The 25,938-nt window shown below is 73.1% G+C and carries 18 protein-coding genes; 9 read left to right on the top strand and 9 right to left on the bottom strand.

The genetic code is table 11. The features are described from left to right. Window positions 1-82: 82 nt before the first annotated feature. Entirely contained in the window at window positions 83-1,411 is a 1,329-nt protein-coding gene (locus GE115_RS15110; protein WP_153685607.1) for an ABC transporter substrate-binding protein, read from the bottom strand. Between the two features lie 259 nt (window positions 1,412-1,670). On the opposite strand from GE115_RS15110, the gene GE115_RS15105 reads away from it, so the two are divergent. The 4 genes from GE115_RS15105 (at window position 1,671) to GE115_RS15090 (ending at window position 6,649) form a co-directional block, all read left to right on the top strand. Continuing rightward, a complete protein-coding gene (locus GE115_RS15105; protein WP_153685606.1) occupies window positions 1,671-2,678 on the top strand; it encodes a LacI family DNA-binding transcriptional regulator in 1,008 nt (335 codons plus the stop codon). Window positions 2,679-2,739: 61 nt separating this feature from the next. Continuing rightward, window positions 2,740-4,752, top strand: a complete 2,013-nt coding sequence (locus tag GE115_RS15100) for a beta-galactosidase (protein ID WP_312855228.1) — start codon at window positions 2,740-2,742, stop codon at window positions 4,750-4,752. Window positions 4,753-4,793: 41 nt separating this feature from the next. Continuing rightward, window positions 4,794-5,525 (top strand): ThuA domain-containing protein, encoded by a 732-nt coding sequence (locus tag GE115_RS15095; RefSeq protein ID WP_172979955.1) that lies wholly within the window; start codon window positions 4,794-4,796, stop codon window positions 5,523-5,525. After that, window positions 5,522-6,649, top strand: coding sequence for a glycerate kinase (locus tag GE115_RS15090; protein ID WP_312855227.1), 1,128 nt, complete (start codon window positions 5,522-5,524; stop codon window positions 6,647-6,649). The genes GE115_RS15095 and GE115_RS15090 overlap by 4 nt, the downstream gene beginning before the upstream one ends. 3 nt (window positions 6,650-6,652) lie before the next feature. Here GE115_RS15090 and GE115_RS15085 read toward each other — a convergent pair whose 3' ends face one another. Then, a complete protein-coding gene (locus GE115_RS15085) occupies window positions 6,653-7,414 on the bottom strand; it encodes an SDR family NAD(P)-dependent oxidoreductase (RefSeq protein WP_153685604.1) in 762 nt (253 codons plus the stop codon). 122 nt (window positions 7,415-7,536) lie between these two features. Here GE115_RS15085 and GE115_RS15080 point away from each other — a divergent pair, with 122 nt between their 5' ends. After that, the gene (locus GE115_RS15080) at window positions 7,537-7,890 is read left to right on the top strand and encodes a GntR family transcriptional regulator (protein ID WP_312855226.1); all 354 of its coding nucleotides are present in this window, start codon (window positions 7,537-7,539) and stop codon (window positions 7,888-7,890) included. Beyond that, entirely contained in the window at window positions 7,887-8,918 is a 1,032-nt protein-coding gene (locus tag GE115_RS15075; RefSeq protein ID WP_153685603.1) for a DUF1648 domain-containing protein, read from the top strand. Before GE115_RS15080 ends, GE115_RS15075 begins: the two co-directional genes overlap by 4 nt. A 77-nt stretch (window positions 8,919-8,995) precedes the next feature. Here GE115_RS15075 and xylB read toward each other — a convergent pair whose 3' ends face one another. Both xylB and xylA read right to left on the bottom strand, forming a co-directional pair. After that, window positions 8,996-10,426: a xylulokinase gene (gene xylB / locus GE115_RS15070; protein ID WP_153685602.1), complete on the bottom strand. Its 1,431-nt coding sequence runs from the start codon at window positions 10,424-10,426 to the stop codon at window positions 8,996-8,998. A 149-nt stretch (window positions 10,427-10,575) separates the two neighbouring features. Beyond that, a complete protein-coding gene (gene xylA / locus GE115_RS15065) occupies window positions 10,576-11,769 on the bottom strand; it encodes a xylose isomerase (RefSeq protein WP_153685601.1) in 1,194 nt (397 codons plus the stop codon). A gap of 113 nt (window positions 11,770-11,882) precedes the next feature. On the opposite strand from xylA, the gene GE115_RS15060 reads away from it, so the two are divergent. Continuing rightward, window positions 11,883-12,923, top strand: a complete 1,041-nt coding sequence (locus GE115_RS15060) for a LacI family DNA-binding transcriptional regulator (RefSeq protein WP_172979953.1) — start codon at window positions 11,883-11,885, stop codon at window positions 12,921-12,923. Window positions 12,924-13,163: 240 nt separating this feature from the next. Here the strand turns inward: GE115_RS15060 and GE115_RS15055 are convergent, their stop codons facing one another. From GE115_RS15055 to GE115_RS15035, 5 genes are all read right to left on the bottom strand, one after another. Beyond that, window positions 13,164-17,282: an endo-1,4-beta-xylanase gene (locus tag GE115_RS15055; protein WP_153685599.1), complete on the bottom strand. Its 4,119-nt coding sequence runs from the start codon at window positions 17,280-17,282 to the stop codon at window positions 13,164-13,166. A gap of 148 nt (window positions 17,283-17,430) precedes the next feature. After that, on the bottom strand, window positions 17,431-19,875 hold the full coding sequence (locus GE115_RS15050) for a beta-xylosidase/alpha-l-arabinosidase (protein WP_153685598.1): 2,445 nt from the start codon (window positions 19,873-19,875) through the stop codon (window positions 17,431-17,433). Continuing rightward, the gene (locus GE115_RS15045) at window positions 19,872-20,813 is read right to left on the bottom strand and encodes a carbohydrate ABC transporter permease (protein ID WP_153685597.1); all 942 of its coding nucleotides are present in this window, start codon (window positions 20,811-20,813) and stop codon (window positions 19,872-19,874) included. The genes GE115_RS15050 and GE115_RS15045 overlap by 4 nt, the downstream gene beginning before the upstream one ends. A gap of 1 nt (window position 20,814) precedes the next feature. Next, entirely contained in the window at window positions 20,815-21,825 is a 1,011-nt protein-coding gene (locus GE115_RS15040; protein WP_153685596.1) for a carbohydrate ABC transporter permease, read from the bottom strand. Window positions 21,826-21,827: 2 nt separating this feature from the next. Beyond that, a complete protein-coding gene (locus GE115_RS15035; RefSeq protein ID WP_153685595.1) occupies window positions 21,828-23,120 on the bottom strand; it encodes an ABC transporter substrate-binding protein in 1,293 nt (430 codons plus the stop codon). 144 nt (window positions 23,121-23,264) lie between these two features. Between GE115_RS15035 and GE115_RS15030 the strand changes: the two genes are divergently transcribed. After that, window positions 23,265-24,452: an ROK family transcriptional regulator gene (locus tag GE115_RS15030; RefSeq protein ID WP_312855225.1), complete on the top strand. Its 1,188-nt coding sequence runs from the start codon at window positions 23,265-23,267 to the stop codon at window positions 24,450-24,452. Between the two features lie 183 nt (window positions 24,453-24,635). Next, entirely contained in the window at window positions 24,636-25,922 is a 1,287-nt protein-coding gene (locus tag GE115_RS15025; RefSeq protein WP_376765723.1) for a multidrug effflux MFS transporter, read from the top strand. Window positions 25,923-25,938: the final 16 nt, after the last annotated feature.

The following is a 25,938-nucleotide window of genomic DNA, read 5'->3' as shown; positions in this document are numbered from 1 at the left end:
TGCTGCGGTGCGAGCGGATGCCTCGAGGCGGGGCATCCGCGGAGGGGATCGGGCGGGCCGGGGGACCGGCCCGCCCGACGGTCTACTCGGCGACCGAGATGCCCTTGTCCTCGAGGGCGGCGGTGAAGTCGGCCTGCGTCTGCACGTAGGCCTCGGGGAGCGGCGTGCCCTGCTCGACGGCGGCCTTCACGTTGTCGGTGAGGTCGGCGAAGAGGGTCTGCGACAGCGGCGGCCAGGTCCAGTCGGAGGCCACGGCGGCGTCGGACTCGGCGAAGACGTCCCAGATGTTCTGGCCGCCGTAGAACGCGAACACCTCGGGGTCGTCCTGCAGGCTCTCGACGGCGTCGAGATCGGTGATCGCGGGCCAGCCGGCGCCGATGCTGGTGAGGGTGCTCACGCTCTCGGGGTCGCTGTTCAGCCAGAGCGCGAACTCGGCCGCGGCCTCGGGGTGCTTCGAGCCCTTCAGCACGACGTTCGCCGAGCCGCCGGCCCAGGTGGCCGAGACGTTCTCGCCGGCGTTCCACTGCGGAACGGCCGAGACCGCCCACGAACCGGCCGTGTCGGGTGCGGTGCCGCGCACGATGGCGTCGGCCCACGAGCCCGAGATCCAGGTCAGCACGTTGCCGTTCTGGATGTCGGCGTTCCACTCGCTGGACATGTCGGCCTCGAGCTTCACGAGGTCCTCGTCGATCAGCTTCTGCCAGTACTCGGCGACCTTCAGGGTCGCCTCGTCGTCGATCGCGACGCTCCACGCGTCGTCCTCAGGCGTGAACCAGGCGCCGCCGCCCTGCTGCGAGAGCCCGATGAGCCACGGAGCCTGGTTGTAGGCGAACGCGGCGATGTAGCGGTTGGGGTCGGACGCGCGGATGACCTTGGCGGCCTCGTAGAACTCGTCCCACGTGGTCGGCGCGGCGAGGCCGAGCGAGTCGAAGATGTCCTTGCGGTAGAACTGCCCGAGCGGCCCGGAGGCCTGCGGCACGGCGTAGACGCGGTCGTCGAACACGCCGGTGTTCCACTGCCACTCGGTGAAGAGGTCGGCCGAGTCGCCGACGTAGTCGGTGATGTCCTCGACGGCGCCGTTCACGAGGAACTCGGGGATGGCGTCGTAGCCGACCTGTGCGACGTCGGCGGGGTCGCCGGCCTGCACGGCGGAGAACATCTTCGCGTAGCCGCCGTCGGGGCCGGCCGTGATCGTCTCGAGCGTGACGTGGATGTCGTCGTGGGACTCGTTGAACGCGTCGACCGCGCGGTCGATGTTCGGCACCCACGACTGGAAGGTGATCTCGACGGGACCGTCGCCGGACCCGGCGCCGTCGCCACCGGCTGCGCACGAGGTGAGGGCGAGCGCCGCGGCGAGGGCGCCTGCGGCGACTGCTGTGGCGCGGATGCCACGGCGATCACGTTGCGACATGGATGATGCTCCTTTGCAAGATACTGGGGTGGTGATGCGGGATGCGACGCTACGCGCGGTGGATGAAGCCGTTCCATACACGTTCACGCGATGAGCATGGACGTTTCGATGGTGACTTCTTTGCCGTTCGCGCATCGGATCGGGCTCCGATGAAAACGTTTCAACACGATCCTAACCGACGCGATCGCACTCTTGTAACGTTTTAGCTGTAACGTTCAAACAACGGCGTCCTCCTGGGCGCCGCCGTCGGAGGAGGCGCATGGGAGCGGTCAGCATTCGCGAGGTCGCGGCGCTCGCCGGCGTCTCCATCACCACGGTCTCGAACGTGCTCAACCGCCCCGAGATCGTCTCCCGCAAGGCGGTCGAGCGAGTCGAGGCGGCGATCGAGTCGCTCGGCTACGTGCCGAACATCGCGGCCCGCCAGCTGCGCGCTGGGCGGTCGAGCGTCATCGGCATGGCCGTCATCAACATCACCAACCCCTTCTTCGCCGAGATGGCGCTCGGTGCCGAGCGGGCCGCCGAGGCTTCGGGCTACGCCGTGTTCGTCGGCAACAGCTACGACTCCGCCGCGAGGGAGTCGCATTACCTCGACCTCTTCGACCGGCAGCGCCTCGACGGGGTGCTGCTCGCCCCGATCGGCGACGACCTCAGCGCGCTCGAGCGATTCGCGAAGCGCTCCGTGCCGGTCGTCCTCGTCGACCGCGTGGATCCGTCCGGACGGCATGCGTCCGTCTCGGTCGACGACGTGCTGGGCGGTCGGCTGGCGGCATCCCACCTCATCGAGGGCGGCGCGCGGCGGCTCATGTTCGTGGGTGGCCCCACGCGCATCGCGCAGATGCGCGAGCGGCTCGAGGGGACCCGCATCGAGGCCGAGCGTGCGCGCCTCGACCTGGCCGTCGTCGACGAGGGCGCACTCAGCGTGCGCCTGGGCCTCAAGATCGGCCGCGACCTCGCCGCCATGCCGCGGGCGAGCCGTCCCGACGGCATCGTCGGCGGCAACGACGAGGTGGCGCTGGGCATCATGCACAGCCTCATCCAGGCCGGCGTCGACGTGCCCGGCGAGGTGTCCATCGTCGGGTACGACGACATCGACTTCGCGTCGGCGTCGACCGTGGCCCTGACCTCGATCCGCCAGCCGAGCCACGAGATCGGCCTGCGGGCGGCCCAGCTGCTCCTCGCCGCGCTCGCGGGCGAAGACCTCCGCGATCGATCGGTGCGATTCGATCCCGAGCTCGTCGTGCGGCAGTCGAGTCGCCCGGTCGGGTGACCGGCGGCCGTCCCGCACCACTACGCTGGAATACGTTTTCCCGAACCCCGAGAGGAACGCTGTGCACTACGGCGCCGACTACAACCCCGAGCAGTGGCCCGAGGAGCTCTGGCCCGACGACATCGCCCGCATGCGCGAGGCGGGCGTCACGATGGTCAGCCTCGGCATCTTCGCGTGGGCGCGCATCCAGCCGCGCGAGGGCGAGTTCGACTTCGGCTGGCTCGACCGGGCGATCGACCTGCTGCACGAGGGCGGCATCGCCGTCGACCTGGCGACCGCGACCGCGTCGCCGCCGCCGTGGGCCAGTGCCGCCTACCCCGAGCTGCTGCCGCGCGACGAGGACGGCACGATCTTCTGGCCCGGGTCGCGCCAGGCGTACGCACCCTCGTCGCCCGTCTACCGGCGCCTCGCCGGCGAGCTCGTCACCGCGATCGCGACGCGATACGCGCAGCATCCGGCCGTCGTCATGTGGCACGTCAACAACGAGTACGGATGCCACCTCCACGCCGACTACTCCGACGCCGCACGCGATGCGTTCCGGCGCTGGCTGGCCGATCGCTACGCCGACGTCGACGAGCTGAACCGGGCGTGGGGCACGAACTTCTGGTCGCAGCGTTACGGCTCGTTCGACGAGGTCCTGCCCCCGCGCAAGGCGCCCTACAGTCGCAACCCGGGGCAGGTGCTCGACTTCCACCGGTTCACGAGCGACATGCTGCTCGAGTGCTACCTCATGGAGCGCGACCTGATCCGCGCCGCGGGTGCGACCCAGCCGATCACGACGAACTTCATGGGCGCCTTCAAGCCCGCCGACTACGCGAAGTGGGCCGAGCACGTCGACGTCGTGAGCGACGACTGCTATCCCGACCCGAACGACCCCGACGCGTTCCGCACGGCCGCCTTCCAGCGCGACCTCATCCGTTCGCTGAAGCCCGGCGTGCCGTGGCTGCTCATGGAGCAGTCGACCAACGCGCTGAACTGGCGTCCGTCGAACGCGCCGAAGGCGCCGGGCCAGATGGCCGCGCTCAGCGCCCAGGCGATCGGCCGCGGCGCCGACGGCATCCTCTTCTTCCAGTGGCGCCAGTCCAAGGCCGGGGCGGAGAAATTCCACTCCGCGATGCTGCCGCACGCGGGCACCGACACGCGCACGTGGCGCGAGACCGTCGCGCTCGGCGAGGCGCTGGCGGCGCTGCCCGAGCTGCCGGCGGGTGCCCGCGACGCCCGCGTCGCGATCGTGTTCGACTGGGAGAACTGGTGGGCGGTCGAGGCATCCGATCACCCGCAGAACCGGCTCGACCACCTCGCCGTCGTGCAGCGCTGGCATCGCGCCTTCCACCGCCGCAACGTGCAGGTCGACCTCGTGCCCGCCGCGCGGGCGGGCGAGGGCTACGACCTCGTCGTAGCTCCCCTCGCCTACCTGCTGCGCGAAGCGGATGCCTCGGCGCTGACCTCGTTCGTCGAGTCCGGCGGCCATCTCGTCGCCGGGCCCTTCACCGACGTCGTCGACGACTTCGACCGCTTCCGAGACGGCGGGTTCACGACGCAGCTGCGTGCGGTGCTCGGCGTCGACGTCGAGGACTTCGGCGCGCTCGTCGCACCCGACGCGCCTGCCGCCGAGCCAGGCGAGCGCGCGGCACCGTTCGCCGGCGCGTTCGAGGGCGTCGGCACCCTCCTCGCCGAGGAGCTCCGCGTGACGGATGCCGCGGTGGAGGCGTCGTTCGTCGCCGGTCGGCTGGCCGGACGACCGGCGCTCACGCTGCGTGCGAGCGGTCGGGGCACGGCGCGCTACGTCGCGACCGTTCCCGACGAGGCCGGCACGCAGTCCCTGGTCGACCACGTCCTCGAGGCGACCGGCGTGGAGCCGGTCGCCGCCGGGATGCCCGATCGGGTCGAGGCGATCCGCCGCGGCGGCGACGTGCTCACGGTCGTGAACCACGGCGATGCGCCGGTCGACCTCGCGCTGCGCGGCACCGACCTCGTCACGGGCGAACACGTCGACGGGGTGGCGCTCGAACCGTTCGGCTGGGTGATCCTGCGCACCTCGGCGGAGGAGGCGGCGGCCCCTGCCGGGGCCTGAGCGCCGGCGATACGATGCACGCGACGACTGAAGGAGGAGCCATGCGAGCGGTCATCCTGAGCGGGTCCGGCTGCACGGCCGACCCGTGGCATCCGTACCCCGAGACGAGCGCCGAGCTCGCCGGCATCGCGCGTGCGGCCGGCTTCGACGTCGAGATCGTGCTGGACCCGCTGCGCGGGCTCGCCGACCTCGCCGACGGCGTGCGCGTGGTGATCGTCAATGCCGGCGACCCCGAGGGGCCGCTGCCCGAGGGCGCGCCCGACCCCGGCGAGCCGGCGGCCGAGCTCGTCGCGCGCGCCGCCGACGCCTTCGACGCCGCGCTCGAACGCGGCGTCGGCATCCTCGCCGTGCACTCCGCCGCCTCGACGCTGCGGGAGCTGCCCGCCTACGGCGAGGCCCTCGGCGGCCGCTGGATCGCGGGGCACTCGTGGCACCCCGAGTTCGGCGAGGCGCACGTGCACGTCGTCGGCAACCACCGGATCGCCGACGGGCTCGAGGACTTCAGGGTGCTCGACGAGCGCTACACCGACCTGCCGCTCACGGGGGTCATCGAGCCGATCGCCGAGCACGAGGAGGGCGGCATCCGCCACCCGCTCGTCTGGGCGCGCGAGCTCGGGCGTTCGCGCCTCGTGTACTCGGGGCTCGGCCACGACGCGCGCTCCTACGACTCGGCCGCGAACCGCGACCTGCTGCACCGCGCGTTGCGCTGGCTCGCGCAGGTGCCGGCGCCGAGCGCCGGGCACGGCCTCGCCGACGCCGGATTCCCCGCGTGAGCCGCGAGGCGCGCGGGGCGCCCGCCGGGCGACCGGCCCGTATCGTGCTCGCACCCGACTCGTTCAAGGGCACCGCGACCGCCGCCGAGGCGGCCGACGCCCTCGCGCGCGGCTGGCGCTCGGTGCGGCCCCACGACGAGGTCGTGGGCGTGCCCATGGCCGACGGCGGCGAGGGCACGCTCGACGCGTTCGCCGCGGCCGTGCCCGGCGCCGAACGGGTGCCGGTGACCGTGCAGGGCCCCGACGACCGACCGGTCGAGGCGTGCTGGCTGCGCCTGCCGGACGGCACGGCCGTCGTCGAGCTCGCGCTCGCGAGCGGCATCACGCTGCTCGACCCGCTTCGCCCCCTCGACGCGCACACGATCGGGTTCGGGCAGGCGATCGCCGCGGCGCTCGACGGCGGGGCGGTCGGCCTGCTGCTCGCGATCGGCGGCAGCTCGTCGACCGACGGCGGCGTCGGCGCGCTCACAGCGCTCGGCGCCCGGTTCACCGACGCGGGCGCGCACCCGGCCGGGGCGGGCGGACGCGGGCTCGAAGCGCTCGCGCGGGTCGACCTGTCGGGGCTCAGGCCACTGCCGGCCGGCGGCGCGCGCATCCTCTCCGACGTGACGAACCCGCTGCTCGGCTCGGCGGGTGCGGCGGCGGTCTTCGGGCCGCAGAAGGGTGCGACCCCCGAGCAGGTCGACCAGCTCGCGGCGAACCTCGCGCGCCTCGCGCACGCGATGCCCGGCGGCGCCGGACTCGCCGCGGCGGCGGGCGCCGGAGCGGCGGGCGGCACCGGCTTCGGCCTGCTCGCCTGGGGCGCCGAGATGGCCGGCGGCGCCGGAGCGGTCGCCGACGCGATCGGACTCGCCGACGCGCTCGCCGGCGCCGACCTGGTCGTCACGGGAGAGGGCCGCTTCGACGGCCAGTCGGCCGCGGGCAAGGTGCCGAGCGAGGTCGCGGCACGCGCCGCCGCGGCCGGCGTGCCCGTCGCGCTCGTCGCGGGCGCGATCACGGCGGATGCCTCGGCGTTCGCGGCATCCGCATCGCTCAGCGAACTCGCCGGATCGCCGGAGGCCGCCATGCGCGAGCCGCTGCGGTGGCTCGAGGCCGCGGGCGCCGCGCTCGCGGCGGGCCGCTGAACCTCACGTCCGCAGGTGCGAGGCGCCGTTCAGGTCGAGGATCGCGCCCGAGGCCCACACCGCACCGGGGGAGCTGAGGTAGACGACGGCCTGCGCGACCTCCTCGGGCGTGCCGACCCGGCCGAACGGGCTCTGCGCGCGCAGTGCGTCGCCCTCGTCGCCCGCGAGCTTCGCGGCCTGGCGCTCGGAGCTGATGAAGCCCGGCGCGATCGAGGCCACCGAGATGCCGTGGGGCGCGAGCGCCACGGCCATCGACTGGCCGAAGGCGTGCAGTCCCGCCTTCGCGGCGCCGTACGCCGGGAAGTCGGGCTCGCCGCGGAACGCGCCCCGGGAGCCCACGTTGACGATCGCACCGGGTGCACCGCGGGCGATGAGGTGCTGCGCGACGAGGAACGTCAGGTCGGCGGCGGCGATCAGGTCGACGTCGATCATCCGGCGCCAGGTGCGTCGCCAGGTGTCGTACGACGTCTCGTCGACGCGGTGCGATGCCTCGTCGCTCGGCGCGATGGCGGCGTTGTTGACGAGGACGTCGATCGCGCCCAGCGCCGAGACGGCGGTGTCCACGATCTGCGCGGCGGCCTCGGGATCGCGCAGATCCCCCGGCACGACGGCGTGCCCCGCGCCGTCGAGGTCGAGCATCGTCGCTTCGGCCGCTGCGCGATCGGAGCCGTAGTGCACCGCGACGCGATCGCCTCGAGCCGCGAGCGCCTGCGCGATCGCCCTGCCGATGCCGCGCGATCCGCCGGTCACGAGTGCGTTCACCATCGATGGCCCCCTCCTGGATGATCCGCGAGTCGCTCTTCATCCTCGCGCACGGGTCCGCGAGTTCCCTCGCGACAGGAGCCCGCAATTTGCATTGTTCTAGTGATAATTAGAATAATGGACGCGTGATCATCCGCATCGACCCCGCCTCGGGCACGCCGCTCTTCGAGCAACTCGTGCGCGCCATCCGCTCGGAGGTGATTCGCGGGCGAGTGACCGCCGGCGAGCGCCTGCCGTCGGCGCGCGACCTGGCCGACTCGCTCGAGGTGAACCAGCACACCGTGCTGCACGCCTACCAGACCCTTCGCGACGAGGGGCTCATCGAGCTCCGTCGCGGACGGGGCGCGGTCGTGGCCGTCGAGCCCGACGACCTCGACGCGGTCCGCCACCTGGCTGCGAGCCTCGTCGCCGCCGCGCGCGAGCGCGGGCTCGGCGCCGAAGCCGTGCACGCCGTCATCCGAGAGGAGTTCGACCGATGACCGACCCGAACCTTGGAGCGCCCGAGTGCCCGGCCGCCGCGCAGGAACGTCGAGACCGCCGCGTCCTGTGGGCCGTCGTCGTGTGGTTGCCGCTCGCGGTCATCGCCGTCGCGACGGCGATCCAGCTCCTCTGGATCCCGCGGCTGCCCGAGGAGGTCGCCGTCCACTTCGGGGTCGCGGGTGAACCCGACCGGTGGACCACCCCGACCCGCTCGGTGCTCGGGTACCTCGTGCTCTCGCTCGCGGTCGCCGCGAGCATCGCGCTCGCGACCTTCGCCGGCCGGCGAGCGATGCTGCGACCGGCCGACGGTGCGCGGGTCCGGCTGCTCGCCCAGGTGCGGCCGACCGCCGCCGTCGCACCGGCCGTGAGCATCCTGATCGCCGTCGTGGTGCTCGTGCTCACCGGCGCGCAACTCGACGGCGCCGAACCGGCGGGCTGGACGGCGCCGGTCGCCGTCGGCGCCGGCATCCTGCTCGGCGTGCTCGCCGGGTGGATCACCTGGCAGGCGCTGCCCGCGCCCGACCGGCCCGAGCCGTCGGCCGCGACGCCCGCGCTCGACCTCGCGCCCGGCGAACGCGCCGTCTGGACCGCCTCGGCTACCGCGCCGTGGATCGTGTTCGCGATCATCGGGCTCGCGGGCGCGTGCCTCATCGTCCCGATCGTCATGGCCCCGTCGGCCTGGTGGCTCTGGGGGAGCCTGCTCGTGGTCGTGGCGCTGCTGGCGACGACGACCGGCGTCCGGGTGACCGTCGACCGGCGCGGCCTCACCGCGCGCACCCTGCTGGGACTCCGGCTCACGCAGGTGCCGCTGGCCGACGTGGTCTCGGCATCGGATGTCGAGGTGCTGCCCGGTGAGTTCGGCGGCTGGGGGTTCCGGTACGACCTCCGCGGGCGGCGCGGCATCATCATGCGCGGCGGACCCGGCATCGAGGTGCAGCGCCGGGATGCCGCACCACTCGTCGTGACCGTCTCGGATGCGCGCACCGGCGCCGCCCTGCTGAACGCACTGGCGGCCGCCGCGCGCTGAGCCGGGCCCCGGGTCGAGGGCGGTGCCGTCGGCGAGCTCCACACTCGCCGACGGCCCCGCCCGGCCTCGACCTCGCGTCAGCCGAGCTGCGCGGCCGCACCAGCCGCGGCCGCGCCAGCCGCCGCGCGGTACGCCGCGCGCACGTGCGGCTGCGGCTCGGGCGCGAGCTCGGCGACGAGCTCGACCGGCCACGACGGACGTTCGCCGCCCAGCGCCCACGCGGCCTGCCGCGCCGCGCCGTCGGCGACGTACTCGCCCGGTGCCGGCACCGCGACGGGCACGTCGAACACCTGCGCCGCGACCTGCCGCACCGCCGGGTTCTGCGCGGCACCGCCGATGAGCAGTACCCGGATCGCCTCGACGCCCTGGCCGCGCACGGCGTCGAGTCCGTCGGCGAGGCCGCAGACGAGGCCCTCGACCGCGGCCCGCGCGAGGTTCGGCCGCGTCGTCGACGCGAGCGACATGCCGTGCAGCGACGCGGTCGCATCGGGCAGGTTCGGCGTGCGCTCGCCCTCGAAGTACGGCACGAGCACGAGGCCGGATGCCCCGGGCTCGGCCTCGAGCGCGAGGGCGCCGAGTGCGTCGTGATCGACGCCGAGCAGGTTCGCCGTGGCATCCAGCACGCGCGCGGCGTTCAGCGTGGCGATGAGCGGCAGCCACGCTCCGGTCGCGTCGGCGAATCCGGCGACCGTGCCCGAGGCATCCTCGATCGGATGCCCCGTCACCGCGAACACCGTGCCCGACGTGCCGATCGACACCACCACATCGCCCGGCGCGGCATCGAGCCCGAGCGCCGCGCCGGCGTTGTCGCCCGCGCCGGCTCCGACGACGATGCCCGTCGGCGTCTCGCCGACCCGCTCGGCGGGCCCGAAGACGCGCGGCAGGATCGCGTCGTGCCCGAGCGCGCGCTCCAGCAGGTCGCGGTCGTAGCCGTCAACGCCCCAGTACGCGGTGCCCGAGGCATCCGAGCGGTCAGTCGCGAGTGCGTCGAGCACGGGACCGAGCGGGGCATCCGCCTCGCCCGCCGGACCGTAGCCGCGCAGCCGCCACGTGAGCCAGTCGTGGGGGAGGGCCACGGCGGCCACGCGCTGCGCGTGCTCGGGCTCGGCGTCGCGCAGCCAGCGCAGCTTCGACGCGGTGAACGACGCGACGGGCACGACGCCCGTGCGCCGCGCGTACTCGTCGGCGCCGACCTCGTCGGCCAGGTCGCGGGCGGCCTGCGCCGACCGCGTGTCGTTCCAGAGCAGGGCGGGGCGGATGACCCGGCCCTCGGCGTCGAGCACGACCATGCCGTGCTGCTGCCCGGCGATGGAGATCGCGGCGACGTCGTCGAGGCCGCCGGCGTCGGCGATCGCGTCGTTCAGGGCGACCCACCACGCCTGCGGGTCGACCTCGGTGCCGTCGGGGTGGGCGGCCCGCCCGGTGCGCACGAGCGCGCCGGTCGAGGCATCCCGGATCACGACCTTGCAGGACTGCGTCGACGAGTCGACGCCGGCGACGAGGGTCATGGGCAATCCTTTCGGTCTCCCCGCGTTCCGCCCCTCCGTTGCGCCACTTCCGCGCCGTCCGCGCCAGTCGAACTGGCGCAGACCACGGACAAGGGGCGCAGCGGCGAGAGGTGGCCGGGCGCAGAGCGGGTGGGGGTGATGGGTGAGGGTCAGCCGCGCGCGCCGAGCAGGTGCTCGGTCGCCAGCTGCTGCAGGCGCACGAAGCCGCCGCCCTTGCCGCCGAGGTAGGCGTCGGCGTCGAAGTCCTCGTAGGCCGACCGGTCGGCGAGGAACTCGTCGTACGTCTCGCCCTCGTTCAGGGTGGGCGTCGCGAGCTCGTGCACCTTGGCCGCCTCGAGCGCCTCCTGCACCTCGGGGTCGGCGCGGAAGGCCGCGGCGCGCTCCTTGAGCAGCAGGTAGGTGCGCATGTTGGCGGCGGCGGACTCCCACACGCCCCGCTCGTCTTCGGTGCGCGAGGGCTTGTAGTCGAAGTGGCGCGGGCCGTCGTAGGCGGGCACGCCGCCGGGGCCGCCGTTCTCGAGGAGGTCGACGAGGGCGAACGCGTTGTGCAGGTCGCCGTGGCCGAACACGAGGTCCTGGTCGTACTTGATGCCGCGCTGGCCGTTGAGGTCGATGTGGAAGAGCTTGCCGTGGAACAGCGCCTGCGCGATGCCCGCGGCGAAGTTGAGGCCCGCCATCTGCTCGTGGCCGACCTCGGGGTTGAGGCCGACGAGTTCGGGGCGCTCGAGCGAGTCGATGAACGCGATCGCGTGGCCGAGCGTCGGCAGCAGGATGTCGCCGCGGGGCTCGTTGGGCTTGGGCTCGATGGCGAACCGGATGTCGTAGCCCCGGTCGGTGACGTAGTCGCCCAGCAGGTTGACGGCCTCGCGGTAGCGCTCGAGCGCCTGGCGGATGTCCTTCGCCGAGTCGTACTCAGCGCCCTCGCGGCCGCCCCACATGACGAAGGTCTTCGCGCCGAGCTCGGCGCCGAGGTCGAGCTGGCGGAACACCTTGCGCAGCGCGTAGCGGCGCACGTCGCGGTCGTTGGCCGTGAAGCCGCCGTCCTTGAACACGGGGGCGCTGAAGAGGTTGGTCGTCACCATCGGCACGATGAGGCCCGTATCGGCGAGCGCGCCCTTCAGGCGGTCGATCTGCGTCTGGCGCTCGGCATCGCTCGAGCCGAAGGCGAAGAGGTCGTCGTCGTGGAACGTGAGGCCGTAGGCGCCGAGCTCGGCGAGCTTCTCGACGACGTGCACGACGTCGAGCGGCTTGCGGGTCGGTCCGCCGAACGGGTCGGTGCCGTTGTAGCCGACCGTCCAGAGGCCGAAGGAGAACTTGTCGTCGCGGGTGGGCGCGCTGGCCATGGGTGATCCGCCTTTCAGCGTCATCGATGATTTGTTGGCAACATAAACATAATCGTCCGGACGCGCCGGTGCAAGTGAATCGGCCCGCAACTTTCGAGACTAGGATGCGAAACATGTCAATGGATGTCTCCGCGGAGCGCGTCACCCTCGCCGAGATCGCGGATGAGGCGGGTGTCTCGCTCTCGACGATCTCGAAGGTGCTGAACGGGCGGTCGGATGTCTCACCCGGCACCCGTTCGCGCGTCGAGGCCCTGCTGCAGCGCAGCGGGTACGTGCGTCGCGGCGCCGGCAGGTCGGAGACCCACGCGGACCTCATCGAGCTGGTCTTCCACGAACTCGACGCGATCTGGTCGATGGAGCTCATCGGCGGCGTGGAGTCGGTCGCGAAGGAGCACGGGCTGAGCGTCGTCCTCACCGTGAGCGGCAGTCGGCACGCGCCCGGTCCCGACTGGATCGACGGCGTCATCCGCCGCCGCCCGGTCGGCGTCGTGCTCGTCTTCTCGGAGCTCGCACCCGAGTACCGCGAGCAGCTGCGCACGCGGAGCATCCCGTTCGTGATCATCGACCCGGCCGGTGACCCGTCGCCCGAGGTGCCGAGCGTGGGGTCGGCGAACTGGTCGGGCGGGCTCGCCGCGACCCGGCACCTCATCGAGCTCGGCCACCGCCGCATCGCGGCGATCACGGGGCCCGACGACATGATGTGCTCGCTCGCGCGCATCGACGGGTACCGGTCGGCGATGAACAGCGCAGGGCTGCCGATCGACCCCGCGTGGATCCGCTTCGGTGACTTCCACGTCACGGGCGGCCGCGACCACGCGAGCGGCCTGCTCGCGCTGCCGGCCGGCGAGCGGCCGACCGCCATCTTCGCGGGCAGCGACCTGCAGGCGCTCGGCGTCATGGATGCCGCCCGGGCCGCCGGGCTTTCGGTGCCCGACGAACTCTCGATCGTCGGCTACGACGACGTGCCGATCAGCCGGTGGATGAACCCGCCGCTGACGACCGTGCACCAGCCGCTGCGGCGCATGGGCGAGGAGGCCGTGCGGCTCGCGCTGCGCCTGGCCGCGGAGCCGCACGACCACCCGGCGCCGACGCCGCGCATGGACCTCGCGACCCACCTCGTGGTGCGGGCGAGCACGGCGGCGCCGGTCGGCTGAGCGCCGGGCATCCCGCCGCGACCGCCTGCCGTCGCGCCCGTCGGAGCCGACGGAACGGCCGCCGCACGTCGCGTCCGTCGGAGATTCCGGGCGACACGCCGGTGGGCGCCGGCGTGTCGCCCGGAATCTCCTTCACTTCGCGCGACCTTGCCCGGGCCACCCCGGGGCCAGGCCGCGCGCGAGGGAGTGCAGGCCGCCGCCGGCCGGGCGAGGACGACCCGGCCGGCGGCGCCCTGCGGTCTAGGGGAGGAGCCCGCGGAGCCAGTCGAGGAGGGCCTCGACGACCCGGATGAGGCGCTCCCAGGGCGTGCGGGGCTTCTCCTCCACGGTCACCGGCTCCGAGGTCGCCGACACGGGTTCGGCGCCCTCGACGGTCGCCGTGACCGTGACCGTGAGGTCGCGACCGACGTCGGCGGGCTTGACCTTGTAGGAGGCCTCCGTGCCGCGCTTCGCGGGCACCCCGTCGACGAACCACCGGTAGGTGAACGCGGCGCCCTCGATCGACCACTCGCCGGGGTCGGCCGTGACGGTCGAGCCCTTCACCGCGTCGCCGAGCACGCGCGGCGCCACGAGGTTCTCGAGCACCGGCTCGGGGTCGGCCACCGGGCCGACGAGCCGGCCGACGCCCCAGTGCGCGGTCGACTGGTAGCCGGCGCCGGTCGGGTCGGCCCAGTTGCGGATCGCGGTGCGCTGCCCGACCGAGGCGTCATTGACCTGGAAGTCGAGCCCGTGGAACGTGCCCTCGCCGCCGTACTCGAGCAGGTCGACGGATGCCTCGACCACGTAGCCGCCCTCGACGGCGGTCGTCGCCGACTGCACGCGGGCCCGCTGGAACGCCTCGTCGCCCGTGCCGAACGACACCGCGTTGGCCGCACTGATGCGGATCTGCGTGTCGTCGTACCGGTACGAGCCGTTCTTCGCGTTGCCCGGGTCGACGTAGATCTCGACCGAGTCCTGGATCCACGGGTCGGAGCCCGACACGTCGACGACGGGGTCGGCGACCTCGGCGAGCACGTACAGCGTGTCGCCCGACCAGAGGGTGCGCACGGTCGCCGTCGCGCCGTCGGCGCCGCTGACGAGCTTGCCCGTCGTGACCGCCGTGGCCGTGGCATCCGCCCAGGCCTCGTCGACCGCGCCGTCGATCGCCGGAGCGGCGTCGCCCTCGCCGACCTCGGGCACGTCGAGCACTGAGAGGGGTTCGACGAGGGTGAGCGTGCCGAGTTCGCCCGGCGTGTTCCACCCGGCGGTGCCCGCGCCGTCGGCGACGCGCACGTCGAAGTCGAGCGTGCTCCCCTCCGAGGCATCCGCGAGCGGGAGGTGCGCGACGAGGTCGTACCCGCCGTCGCGCTCGGTCACGACGGCCGTCGCGCCGTCCGACGCCGTGCCGTCGCGCGCGACCTCGGCCTCGGCGTCGCCGACGGTGAACGCGACGCCGTCGGAGGCATCCGCCGTCGCGTCGTCGACGGTGACGTAGACCGTCAGGTGGTCGGGCGCCCAGCGCAGCTGGAACGCGGATGCCTCGTCGATGCGGTGCAGGGGCAGCCGGCTCCACTCGATCGAGCCGGTCGCCTCGGCGTCGAGCGCGACGTCGCCCGCGAACACGTTCGCCGTGCGCAGCCGGGCGGGGAGGTCGCCGTCGACGATGCCGTGGTAGGCGGGCTTCGCTTTCAGCGCGTCGGTGAACACGAGGGGCGCCCCGGCGTCGGAGCGCCAGCTGCGCCCATCGGTGAGGCCCCACACGGTTACGGAGAACAGCTCGTCGGCCTGCTCGCGGAACATCCGGAACGCGTCGCGGAACCAGTAGCCCTGGTCGACGAGCTTGGCCTGGGTGACCGGGGTGCCCGTGGTCACGTCGAGCTCGGTGACCGCCTGGGTGACGGGCAGCTCGGCGAACCGTTCGATCGCCGTCTCGAGGGCCGAGACCGGCATCGCGAGGCTGACGTGGAACTGGTGGCCGACGCCGTCGACCGGCACGCCGCGTTCGAGCAGGCGCGTCACGAGCGCGTGGTAGCGATCCTGCTTGCCGCCCTGCTCGGTGTTGTAGTCGTTGATGAACAGCGTGACCGGGCGGTCGGTGCCCTCGGCGGCGTACTCGCCGTTGAAGGCCTCCTCGGCGTAGGCGAACGAGAGGTCGATGAACTCCTCGCCGAGGATGCGGAACCACTCGCTGCGGCGCAGCCCGTCGGCGAACTCGCCGCCGTCGGAGACCACCTCGTTGACGACGTCGATCGCGGTCAGCGGGTTCGTGTCGGAGCCGAAGTGGCCGTACTCGCCCGCGAGGTAACCGGCGACGTCGAAGATGTGGGTGCGCAGGCGTTCGCGCAGCACCTGCCGGCCGGCTTCGTCGGCCGCGAGCGGCGCGCCCTGGTCGTCCTGGAAGAACCAGGCGGGCGTCTGGCTGTGCCACACGAGCACGTGCCCGTACACGTCGAGGTCGTTGGCCTGCGCGTAGTCCATGAGGGCGTCGGACTCGGCGTTCACGGCGGCGAACTCGCCGTTCGCGTCGTACCAGGCCTCTGGCTTCATGAAGTTCTCCGGCGTCACCTGGTCGAAGTGGCGCAGCAGCAGTTCGGATGCCGCGCCCGCGGTCTCCCGGCTGTCGATCGCGACGCCCACCGGGAAGTCGACGGTCTCCTTGATGCCGGTCAGGTCCTCGACGGCCGGCGGCTCGGGAACGCGCACCAGGACGTCGTCGACGTACAGGTCGCTCGTGTTGCCCGCCGCGCCCCCGTCGTACCGGGTCTCGAGGTACAGCTGCGAGGCGTCGGCCGCCGAGCCCTGCAGCGTGGCGGTGACCTTCGTCCAGCCGTCGTCGGTGACGCCGTCGAACTGCGCGATCGTCGTGTACGACGTCGAGCCGTCCACCGTGTTCGCGCGGCTGAGCCACACGTCGTCGACCGGCTGGCCGTCGCCGAACCGCACCCACGCCGAGAACTCGTAGGTCACGGCGGGGTCGAGCAGGCCCGTCACGTCGTGGCCGAGGCCGTCGCCCTGGGACTCGCGGTTCGACACGGCCGCCGACTGCGCCCCGCCGTGGGCGTACGCCGGCGACACGGCGACGGCGGCCGTCGTCGAGGCGCTGCCGCCCCGGAGCTGCCAGCCGTCGAGGCCGTCCTCGAAGCCCGTCGAGAGCACGGTCTCGCCCGCGCGCGGCGGCGTGCCCTGCGGGAAGGCGAAGCTCCAGCCCGCGGCGAGGCGCTCGGTCACGACGGCCTGCACCGCCGCGAGGGTGCCCGAACGGTCGCCGCCGCCGTCGTGGGCGAGCACCACCTCGCCCGGCTTCATGGCGGCGCGGAGGTTCGCGGTGAGCGTGGCGACGTCCTGCGTCTCCCAGTCGGCGATCGTGTTCACGACCGCGAGCGGCTGCATGCCGAGCGAGACCGCGACGTCGCGCGTGACGCCCCAGCTGCCGTTGGGCGCGCGCCAGAACGGCACGGCCCGGTTCGGGTCGCCGAGCGCGGTGCGGATGATCCCCAGGTTCTGGACGAGGTCGGCCCGCACCTGCTCGGTCGTCCACGCGCCCATGTCGGCGTAGCCCGTCGAGTGGTTGCAGAGCACGTGCCCGTCGTCGACGATGCGGCGGAGGATCTCGGCGCCGCCCGGTGCCTCGATGTTCTGGCCGATGACGCAGAACACGGCCTGCAGGTCGTTCGCGGCGAGGAAGTCGAGCAGGGCCGGGGTGGTGCCGGGGTTCGGCCCGTCGTCGAACGTGAGCGCGGCCACGTCGCCCGTGCCCTCGGCGAGGCTCACCGGGGTCGGAACGGGATTGATCGCGCCGCCCGGCACGACGTCGCCGGGGTCGACGGGTCCGCCGTCGTCGGTCGTGACGAGGAGGTCGTCCACCAGGTAGCTGTACGGCGCGGCCGGCACGAGATCGGCCGTCCCGACGTAGGCCTGCAGCTGCGCGGGGTCCGCATCGGCGGGAGCCGCGAACGAGCCCGTGACCGTGGTCCAGGCATCGGCGGTCATCGTCGTGTTGCCGATCCAGTCGTACGCCGGCTTCATCACGAAGCGCACGCCGACCGGGGCGGCGGCCGGCTCGGCGAGCCGCACGCGCATGCTGAAGTCGTAGGCGGCGCCGGGCTCGAACAGTCCGGCGGGCGACTGGATGCCGACGTAGTCGGCCGACCGGTCGTTCACCCTGAGGACCTTGCCGCCGCCGGGGCCGTCGACCACCGTGAGCGTGCCGGCGCCGCCGCCCGATGCGGTCCAGCCGCCGGTCGTGCCGTCCTCGAAGTCGACGGAGCTGACGATGACGGGGTCGGCCGCGGCGGGCGCGCCGCCCGCCGTGACGCCGGCCGCGGCCACCACGGCGGCCGTCAGGATCCCGAGTGCGGTTCGTATCGTGCGTCGTTGCATGATGCTGCGCTCCTTCGCGCTTCCGGGCCGGCGCGGTGCTGCGCGCCGGTGCGTGGGTGGTGCGGGTGCGGGTGCGGGTGCTGCGGTGGTGCGTGGTGCGTGGTGCGTGGTGCGGTTCGGGCCGGCTCGAGAGCCGGCCCGAACCGGTTCAGTGATCCGAGACGGATGCCTCGGCCACGGGTGCCGCGGGCGCCGCGAAGGCGACCGCCTCGACCGCGGCGTCGGCGCGGAACCTCCTCGTGTGGTCGACGACGCGCACCGGTCCGGTCACGCGCAGGGCGTGGGCCGAGACGAGGTCGCCGCTCGAGCGTCCCGCGCTCAGCACGAGCTCGCCCGGCTCGACGATGCGCGCGCCGTCGCGGCCGGTGAACGAGGCGACATCGGCCGGCACGGTGAACCGGACGTCGGCGGCCTCGCCCGGGGCGAGCGGCACCCGGGCGAACCCGACCAGGCGCTGCACGGGCTGCACGACGGAGGACACGGGGTCGTGCAGGTAGAGCTGCACGACCTCCACGCCCTCGCGGTCGCCCGTGTTGCGTACCCGGAGGCCGACGACCGCGGTGCCGTCCGTGCCGATCTCGCCCAGATCGCCCTCGAGGTCGGTCCACTCGAACGTCGTGTACGAGAGGCCGTGCCCGAACGGGTAGCGCGCGGTGGGGTCGATGTTCGAGACGCCGCCCCGCTGCGCGAGCTTGGACGCGAGGTACGTCGACGGATGCACGCCCGCCGACGCGGGCACCGAGACGGGCAGCCGCCCGCTCGGCGCGACCCGGCCGCTGAGGATGCCGGCCAGCGCTCGCGTGCCCTCCTCTCCCGCGAAGAACGCCTCGAGGATGCCCGCCGCTCGTTCGGGGGCGCTGCCGAGCGTGTACGGGCGGCCCGCGAGCAGCGTCACCACCGTCGGCGTGCCGGTGTCGAGCACCACCTCGAGCAGCGCCGCCTGCGCGCCGGGAAGGGCGAGGTTCTCGGCATCGCAGCCCTCGCCGCTCGTGCCGCGCCCGAACAGCCCGGCGCGGTCGCCGAGGGCGAGCACGACGAGGTCGGCGTCGGATGCCGCGGACGAGGCATCCGCGATGCCCTCGGTCTCGCCGCCCTCGATGGAGGTGCCCGCGACGACCGTGAACTCGGCGTCGGGGAACTCGGCGCGCAGCGCCGCGACGAGCGTGGGCAGCTCGATGCCGTCGCCCGTCTCGGGGTGGTGCACGCCGACGTGCGTCGGGAACGCGTAGCAGCCGAGCACCGCGAACCGGTCTTCGGCGGTCGGGCCGATGACCGCGATGCGGGCGGGCGCGGTGCGTCCGGAACCCGTGAGCGGGAGCGTGCCGTCGTTGCGCAGCAGCACGATCGCGCGTTCGGCGACCTCGGCGGCGAGCGCCCGGTTCGCGGGCGGATCGAGATCGATGGTGCCGCGGACGGCGTCGGCGACGGCGGAGTCGTCACCGGCGTCGGCCGTGACGCCGCGTGCCGCGAGGGCCGGCGGCGTGGCATCCCACCCGTCGTCGAGGAGGCCCAGCTCGGCCTTCTGCGCGAGCACCCGGCGCAGCGCCCGATCGATCACGGCCTCGTCGAGCCGGCCGTCGGCGACGGCCTCGACGAGCGGGGCGCCGAACGCGTGCACCGTCGGCAGTTCGACGTCGATGCCCGCGGTGAGCGCCGCGGCGGCCGCGTCGCCGAACGAGCCGGCCGTGCCGTGCAGCGTGTGCAGGAAGGCGATCGAGAAGTAGTCGGCGACCACGGTTCCCGCGAAGCCCCAGACGTCGCGGAGCAGCGACGTCAGCAGGGTCGCGTCGGCGGCCGTCGGTACGCCGTCGAGGTCGGTGTACGCGTTCATGACCGACCGCGGCCGGCCTTCGCGCATCACCTGCTCGAACGGCGGCAGCAGCACGTCGGCGAGCTCGCGCGGCCCGACGGAGACGGGCGCGAGGTTGCGGCCCGCCTTCGAGGCCGAGTAGCCGACGAAGTGCTTGAGCGTCGCCACGACGCCGGCCGACTCGAGGCCGCGCACGTAGGCGGCGCCGATCGTGCCGACCAGCAGCGGGTCCTCGCCCATGGTCTCCTCGACGCGGCCCCACCGGGCGTCGCGGACGACGTCGAGCACGGGCGCGAGGCCCTGGTGCACGCCGACCGACCGCAGGTCGTCGCCGATTCGGCGGGACATCCGCTCGATCAGCTCGGGGTCGAAGGTCGCGGCCCACGACAGCGGCACTGGGTAAGCGGTCGCGCCCCACGCGGCGAAGCCCGCGAGGCACTCCTCGTGCGCGAGGGCCGGGATGCCGAGGCGGCTCTCGGCGACGATGCGCCGCTGCGTGCGGGCGAGCGAGAGTGCGCCGAGGCCGGGATCGACCGGTGCGGTGCCGAACGGCCGGGTCAGCTGGCCGAGGCCGAGCGGCAGCAGGCGGTCGAGGTCGACGGGTTCGCTCTGCATCTCGTGCTGGTTCGGGGCGACGTCGCCGCCCTCGGCGGACGCGCCGACCCAGACCCCGTAGAGCTGGGCGATCTTCTCCTCGAGCGTGAGCTCGGCGAGGAGCGCGTCGACGCGGTCGGCGACGGCCAGCGAGGCATCCCGCCACGGGGTGGTGGTCACGGCGCTCATCCCTTCACCGCGCCCTGGAGGCCACCGACGATGCGCTTCTCGGCGGCGAGGAAGAACACGAGCGCCGGGATCATCGCGAGCGACGTGTACGCGAGTACGGCGCCGGTGTCCTGCGAGTACTGCGTCGAGAACTGGGTGACGCCCAGCGGCAGCGGCCAGAGGTCCTGGGGGAGCGTGCCCGTGGAGATCACGAGCAGCGGCAGGAGGTAGCCGTTCCAGCTGCCGACGAATGCGAGCACGCCGACGGTCATGAGTCCCGGCATCGAGAGCGGCAGCAGGATGCGCCAGAAGAACCCGATGCGGCTCGTGCCGTCGATCGCGGCCGCCTCCTCGAGCTCGGCGGGGATCGCCCGCAGGAACGGCACGAGGATGATGATCGTCGTCGGCAGCGCGAACGCGATCGACGGGATGATCACGCCCAGGTACGTGCCGTGCAGGCCGATCGTGCGCAGCAGCAGCGTGAGCGGCAGCGCGGCGACGGTGAGCGGGAACATGAGGCCCGCCGTGAACAGCGTGTACAGCGTCTGGCGGCCGCGGAACTCGTAGCGCGCGATCACGAACGCGGCCATGATGCCGAGCACCACGACCCCGGCGGTCGTCGCGAACGCGAGGATCATGCTCGCGAGCACGTTGCCCCAGAAGCGCGAGGAGCCGAGCACGGTCGCGTAGTTCTGGAAGACCCACGGGTCGGGCATGCCGGCCGGGTTCGCGTTCAGGTCGGCCGTCGTGCGGAAGCCGCCGATGATGACGTAGAGCACGGGGCCGATCGCGAGGCCGGCGACGACGAGGGCGATCAGGTAGACGAAGGGCTGGCCCCAGTCGAACCCGCGGCCGGCGGTGCCGCGGCCGAGACCGCGCCCGGCGCGGCCGGCTCGGCCACGACCGGCGGGCGGCCCGGATCGGGCCCTGCCGGTCGTGATGGCGGAAGTGACGGTCATGTCAGCGCACTCCAGTGGTGACGGCGCCGGCGAGGTCGCGGCGGAGGGCGAAGCGCTGGTAGACCAGCGCGACGACGAGGGAGATGAGGAAGAGGATGACGGCGATGGCGCTGCCGTAGCCGGGCTGCCCGGCGAACTGGCCCTGCTGCACCATGTAGGTCGCCATGGTCTCGGTGGACATGCTGCGCACGGTCGGCGCGACCGTGACCCAGACCATGTCGAAGAGCTGGAGGGCGCCGATCATCGACAGGAACGCCCAGATGCGGATCGTGGGCCCCAACAGCGGGATGGTGATGTGCCGCTGGATCTGCCACCAGCCGGCGCCGTCGATGGATGCCGCCTCCGAGAGCTCCTCGGGCACCCCCTGGAGCCCGGCGAGCATCAGGATGATCGCGAAGCCGACGTACTTCCAGGTGAGGATGCCGAACATCGTCCAGAGCGCGATGTTCGGGTCGGCGAGCCAGTTCTGCTGGAGGGCGCCGAGGCCCACCGCCTCGAGCATCGCGTTGACGCCGCCCTGCGGCTGCAGCAGCAGCTTCCAGGACAGGCCCGCGATGACCTCGGCGAGCACGTACGGCACGAAGATGAGGAGGCGGAAGACCGAGCGACCCCGCATGCGCCGGTTCAGGAGCAGGGCGACCATGATCGCGATCGGGCCCTGGATGAGCGGCGACAGCACGAGGATCGTGAAGTTGTTGCCGATCGCGCGCAGGAACTCGGGCGTCGTGAGCGCGCGCACGTAGTTGTCGAGGCCGATGAACCGCTCGGGCTCGGCCAGGTTCTCCCACTTGAAGGCGGGCGGGAGGTTGTAGAGGCTGTATACCGCCGCGAGCAGCACGGGCAGGATCACGAAGCCGAGGAAGACGACGAGGGCGGGGCCCGCGAAGACGGCGATCTCGATGCGCTTGCGGATCGTTCCGGCGCGTCGCCGGCTCGGCCTGGTCGAGGAGGCGGGGGAGGGGGCCGGGCCCGCGGAGGTCGCGGGCCCGGCCGATTCGAGCAGGGCGGGCATGACTAGAGGGTGTCCGCCGCGGCTTGCATCTTCGTGACGATGTCCTCGGGGGTGCCGGCGCCGGCGAAGAGGTTCACGATGCCCTCGTTCATCGCGTTGCCGACGGTGGTGCCGAACGCGGTGTCGAACCACAGCTGCACGTACGACGAGTTGGCGAGCCCGTCGGCGACGAGCTTCAGGTTCGGGTCCTCGAGGGCGTCGAGCGCTGCGGGCACGGTCGGGATGCCCGAGCCGGACGCCGCGAACTTCTTCTGGACCTCTTCGCTCATGATGTACTCGAGCAGTTCGGCGCACTCCGGCGGCGCGTCGGCGGAGCATCCGAAGCCGTCACCGCCGCCGAGGGTCGACGTGGGGTCGCCGTCGGCACCGGGGATGGCCGGGAAGGGGAACCAGCCGAGGAACTCGGGGACCTGCTGGTCAGGGGTCAGCCCGCCGATCGTGCCGGCGTTCCAGTGGCCCATGAGCTCCATCGCGGCCTGGCCGTTGGCGACGAGGCCCGCCGAGCTGCCGGCGCCCTGCTGGGCGGGCGTGCCGAGGAAGCCCTCCTGGAAGGGTTCGGTGCCGATGAAGGTCTGGAGCTGCTCGCCGGCCTCGACCCAGCACTCGTCGCTGAAGTCGAACTCGGCCTCCGCCGCCTTCAGCGTCTCGGGCGAGCAGGAGTGGAGCGCGAACTGGTACCACCAGTGCGCGGCGGGCCACTTGTCGCCCGCGCCGACGGCGATGGGCGCAGCGCCCGTGGAGCGGAGCTGCTCGACCGCGGCGTTGAGGTCGTCGAGGGTCGCGGGGGCCTCGGTGAAACCGGCCTGCTCGAACAGGTCGGTGTTGTACCAGAAGCCCTCGATGCCGAACGTGAAGGGGATGCCGTAGGTCTCGCCGTCGACCTGCCACGGGGTGGCGGTCGCGCCGACGCTGTCGATCGTGTCGCCGAGCACGTCGTCGAGGGGCATGAGGTAGTCGTTGGCGACCTGGTCGCGCAGCTCGCCGCCGGGCCAGACCTGGAAGAGGTCGGGCGGGTCGCCCGCCGCGAGGGCGTTCGGGATCAGCGTGCGCTGGAGCTCCTCGTTCTGGTAGCCGGTCTGCTCGACGTTGATGCCGGGGTGCGCCTCCTCGAACTCGGTCGCCACCTCCTCCCAGACGTCGGGGAGCGGGCCCGAGGTGGCGTTGTGCCACCACGTGAGCGTGACGTCGCCGTCGCCGTCGCCGCCGTCGCCCGACGGGCTGCAGCCGGCGAGCGTGAGCGCCGTCAGCCCGGCGGTCACTCCCAGGGCGACGAGCCTGGTGCTGCGTCTGTTCATCGTTGAACCTCTCGAAAGTTTCGACTTCCACGTCGAAAGTGATCTGGACGTCTCGAATATACGTGCGCGGCGATTTGCCGTCAAGCGCAACAAATTCGGCGCGGCGCCGATGCCTCGCGACCCGCGGAAACCTAGAGTGGCAGCGTGACAGACCGGCCCGGCACCTTCGACGGCGTGCACCGTCGAAACCTCTCGAAACTCCTCGGACTCGTGCACCTCGAGGGGCCGATGTCGCGTGCCCGGCTCACCGCGGCCACCGGCCTGAACCGCTCGACGGTCGCGTCGCTCGCGGCCGAGCTCGCCGACCTCGGCCTCGTCGAGGAGCGCGCGCCCGACCCGACCAACCGTGTCGGCCGCCCGTCGCCCGTGATCGCCGCGCACCCGGGCGTGCTCGCGATCGCCGTGAACCCCGAGGTCGACGCCGTCACCATCGCCGCCGTCGGGCTCGACGGCACCATCGCCGTGCGCGAGCGCGTCGAGACCGACGAGGTGGTGAGCCCCGAGCAGACCGCTGCCCTGGTGCGGGAGGTCGTCGAACGGTGGCGCGGCGCCGGCGACGCGGGCCTCGGCGACGCACGGCTCGTCGCCGTCGGCCTCGCCGTGCCGGGCCTCGTCCGCGCGTCCGACGGGCTCGTGCGGCTCGCGCCGCACCTCGAGTGGGCGGATGCCCCGCTCCGCGCCCTCGTCGAGGAGGCCACGGGCCTGCCCGCCGCGGTGGGCAACGATGCGAGCCTCGGCGCGATCGCCGAGCACCTCTTCGGCGCCGGGCGCGGCGTCGACGATCTCGTCTACCTCAACGGCGGTGCCAGCGGCATCGGCGGCGGGCTGATCGTGCACGGCCGCCCCGTCGGCGGCGTCGGCGGGTACGCGGGGGAGTTCGGCCAGAACCGCCCCGGCATCGACGCCCCCGGCGACCGCCGCGCGCCGGGCGGTGTGCTCGAGGATGAGGTGAGCCGGCGCCGCCTCCTCGACGTCGTGGGCCTCCGGCTGGCCGATGAGCCCACGCTCGCGGCGGCGATCGTCGCGACCGGCTCGCCCGCCGTTGCCGACGAGCTGGCGCGCCAGCGGCGCATCCTCGGCACGGCGCTCGCCAACGCGGTGAACGTGCTGAACCCGTCGGTCGTGATCCTCGGCGGGTTCCTCGCCACGATCGCCGAGCAGGACCCCGACGCGCTGCGCGACGCCGTCGCCGCGCAGGCCATGCCGGCCGCGGTCGAGGAGCTCGACCTGCGGGTCGCGGCCCTGGGCGAGGATCGACTGCTCATCGGCGCCGCGGAGGCCGCGTTCGCGGACCTCCTGGCCGACCCGATCGGCGACGGCCCGGTCGCCTGAGCGACCGGCCCGTTGCGAAGAGCAGGTGCCCGCGCGGTACACTGGATGCCAGTCGAATCGATTCGAGCCCGCTCCACCGGCTCATCGAACCCGGCGGCGTCCTCGCGACGCCGCCGTTCCCATGCGGCGCGCGACGGCGAGCGCCCATCCCGCATCCGCTCGCGCACGCCCGTAGGAAGTTCTGTGTCCGCAACCAGCTCCATCCCCATCATCCGGCCCGACGACACCCGCTCGACGCCCGTCGTCACGGCGCACCCCGGCGACGCGCTGAGCAGCCGCCAGCGGCTCGTCTACGTGCTCGTGCTCGGCGCGCTGACCGCACTCGGGCCGTTCACGGTCGACCTCTACCTGCCGGCATTCCCGGTGCTGCAGGACGAGCTGGGCGTCTCGGCGTCGGCCGTGCAGCTGACCCTCACGGGCACGATGATCGGCTTCGGCTTCGGCCAGCTCATCGTGGGCCCGTGGAGCGACAAGGTCGGTCGCCGACTGCCCCTCATCCTCGCCACGATCCTGCACATCGTGGCATCCGTCGGTGCGGCGTTCGCGCCCGACATCGTGTGGCTCTCGGTGTTCCGCCTGCTCCAGGGCTTCGGCGCGGCCGCGGGCGGCGTCGTTGCCATGGCGATGGTGCGCGACCTCTTCGGCGGCAAGCCGCTCGTGCGCATGCTCTCGCGCCTCGCGCTGGTCAACGGCCTCGCGCCCGTGCTCGCGCCCGTCATCGGGTCGCAGCTGCTCGGCGTCATGGACTGGCGGGGCATCTTCTGGGTGCTCGCGGCCTACGGCGCGGTCGTCGTGCTCGCCGTCGCCTTCTTCATCGTCGAGACGCTGCCGCCCGCACGCCGTCACGTCGCGGGCCACTCGACCATGCGCTCGCGGTACGCGGCGCTGTTCCGCGACCGTGTCTACCTCGGCGCGGCGATCGTCGGCGGCATGACGTTCACGGGGCTCTTCGGCTACCTGTCGACGTCGTCGTTCCTGTTCCAGGAGGTCTACGCCTTCAACGCGCAGGAGTACGGCCTGCTGTTCGCGGTCAACTCGATCGGCGTCATCATCGGCGTGCAGACGAGCTCGCGGCTGATGCGCGGCCCGGTGCCGCCGCAGTGGATCCTGGCCGTCACGACGATCGTGCACTTCGTGATGGCGGCGACCATCATCGGCCTGGACTCGGCGGGCGCCGGGTTCTGGGGCACCGCGATCCCGCTGTGGTTCTTCATCCTCGCGTGCGGCTTCTCGTTCCCGGCGGTCCAGGTGCTCGCGCTCGCGAGCCACGGCTCGGAGGCCGGCACCGCCGCGTCGCTGCTGGGCGCGCTGAACTTCGGCCTGGCCGGCGTGATCTCGCCGCTGATCGGCCTGCTCGGCGTGGGCAGCGCGGTGCCGATGGCGTTCGTCATGCTGCTCGCGGCATCCGTGGCGATCATCGCGCTGTGGGCGCTGATCCGCCCGCGCACGGTGCCGCCGCTCGCCGACTGACGCGGCGGGGCGCGCG

The organism is Agromyces agglutinans (assembly GCF_009647605.1).
GTDB lineage: Bacteria > Actinomycetota > Actinomycetes > Actinomycetales > Microbacteriaceae > Agromyces > Agromyces agglutinans.
The sequence above is the reverse complement of the archived record's forward strand: the minus strand, read 5'-3'. Positions and strand labels throughout refer to the sequence as shown.

Excerpts from the sequence above, each read along its gene's own strand:
- GE115_RS15110 (WP_153685607.1), bottom strand. The coding sequence starts at position 1,411 with ATGTCGCAACGTGATCGCCGTGGCATCCGCGCCACAGCAGTCGCCGCA.
- GE115_RS15105 (WP_153685606.1), top strand. The coding sequence starts at position 1,671 with ATGGGAGCGGTCAGCATTCGCGAGGTCGCGGCGCTCGCCGGCGTCTCC.
- GE115_RS15095 (WP_172979955.1), top strand. The coding sequence starts at position 4,794 with ATGCGAGCGGTCATCCTGAGCGGGTCCGGCTGCACGGCCGACCCGTGG.
- GE115_RS15085 (WP_153685604.1), bottom strand. The coding sequence starts at position 7,414 with ATGGTGAACGCACTCGTGACCGGCGGATCGCGCGGCATCGGCAGGGCG.
- GE115_RS15075 (WP_153685603.1), top strand. The coding sequence starts at position 7,887 with ATGACCGACCCGAACCTTGGAGCGCCCGAGTGCCCGGCCGCCGCGCAG.
- xylB (WP_153685602.1), bottom strand. The coding sequence starts at position 10,426 with ATGACCCTCGTCGCCGGCGTCGACTCGTCGACGCAGTCCTGCAAGGTC.
- xylA (WP_153685601.1), bottom strand. The coding sequence starts at position 11,769 with ATGGCCAGCGCGCCCACCCGCGACGACAAGTTCTCCTTCGGCCTCTGG.
- GE115_RS15060 (WP_172979953.1), top strand. The coding sequence starts at position 11,883 with ATGTCAATGGATGTCTCCGCGGAGCGCGTCACCCTCGCCGAGATCGCG.
- GE115_RS15055 (WP_153685599.1), bottom strand. The coding sequence starts at position 17,282 with ATGCAACGACGCACGATACGAACCGCACTCGGGATCCTGACGGCCGCC.
- GE115_RS15050 (WP_153685598.1), bottom strand. The coding sequence starts at position 19,875 with ATGAGCGCCGTGACCACCACCCCGTGGCGGGATGCCTCGCTGGCCGTC.
- GE115_RS15045 (WP_153685597.1), bottom strand. The coding sequence starts at position 20,813 with ATGACCGTCACTTCCGCCATCACGACCGGCAGGGCCCGATCCGGGCCG.
- GE115_RS15040 (WP_153685596.1), bottom strand. The coding sequence starts at position 21,825 with ATGCCCGCCCTGCTCGAATCGGCCGGGCCCGCGACCTCCGCGGGCCCG.
- GE115_RS15035 (WP_153685595.1), bottom strand. The coding sequence starts at position 23,120 with ATGAACAGACGCAGCACCAGGCTCGTCGCCCTGGGAGTGACCGCCGGG.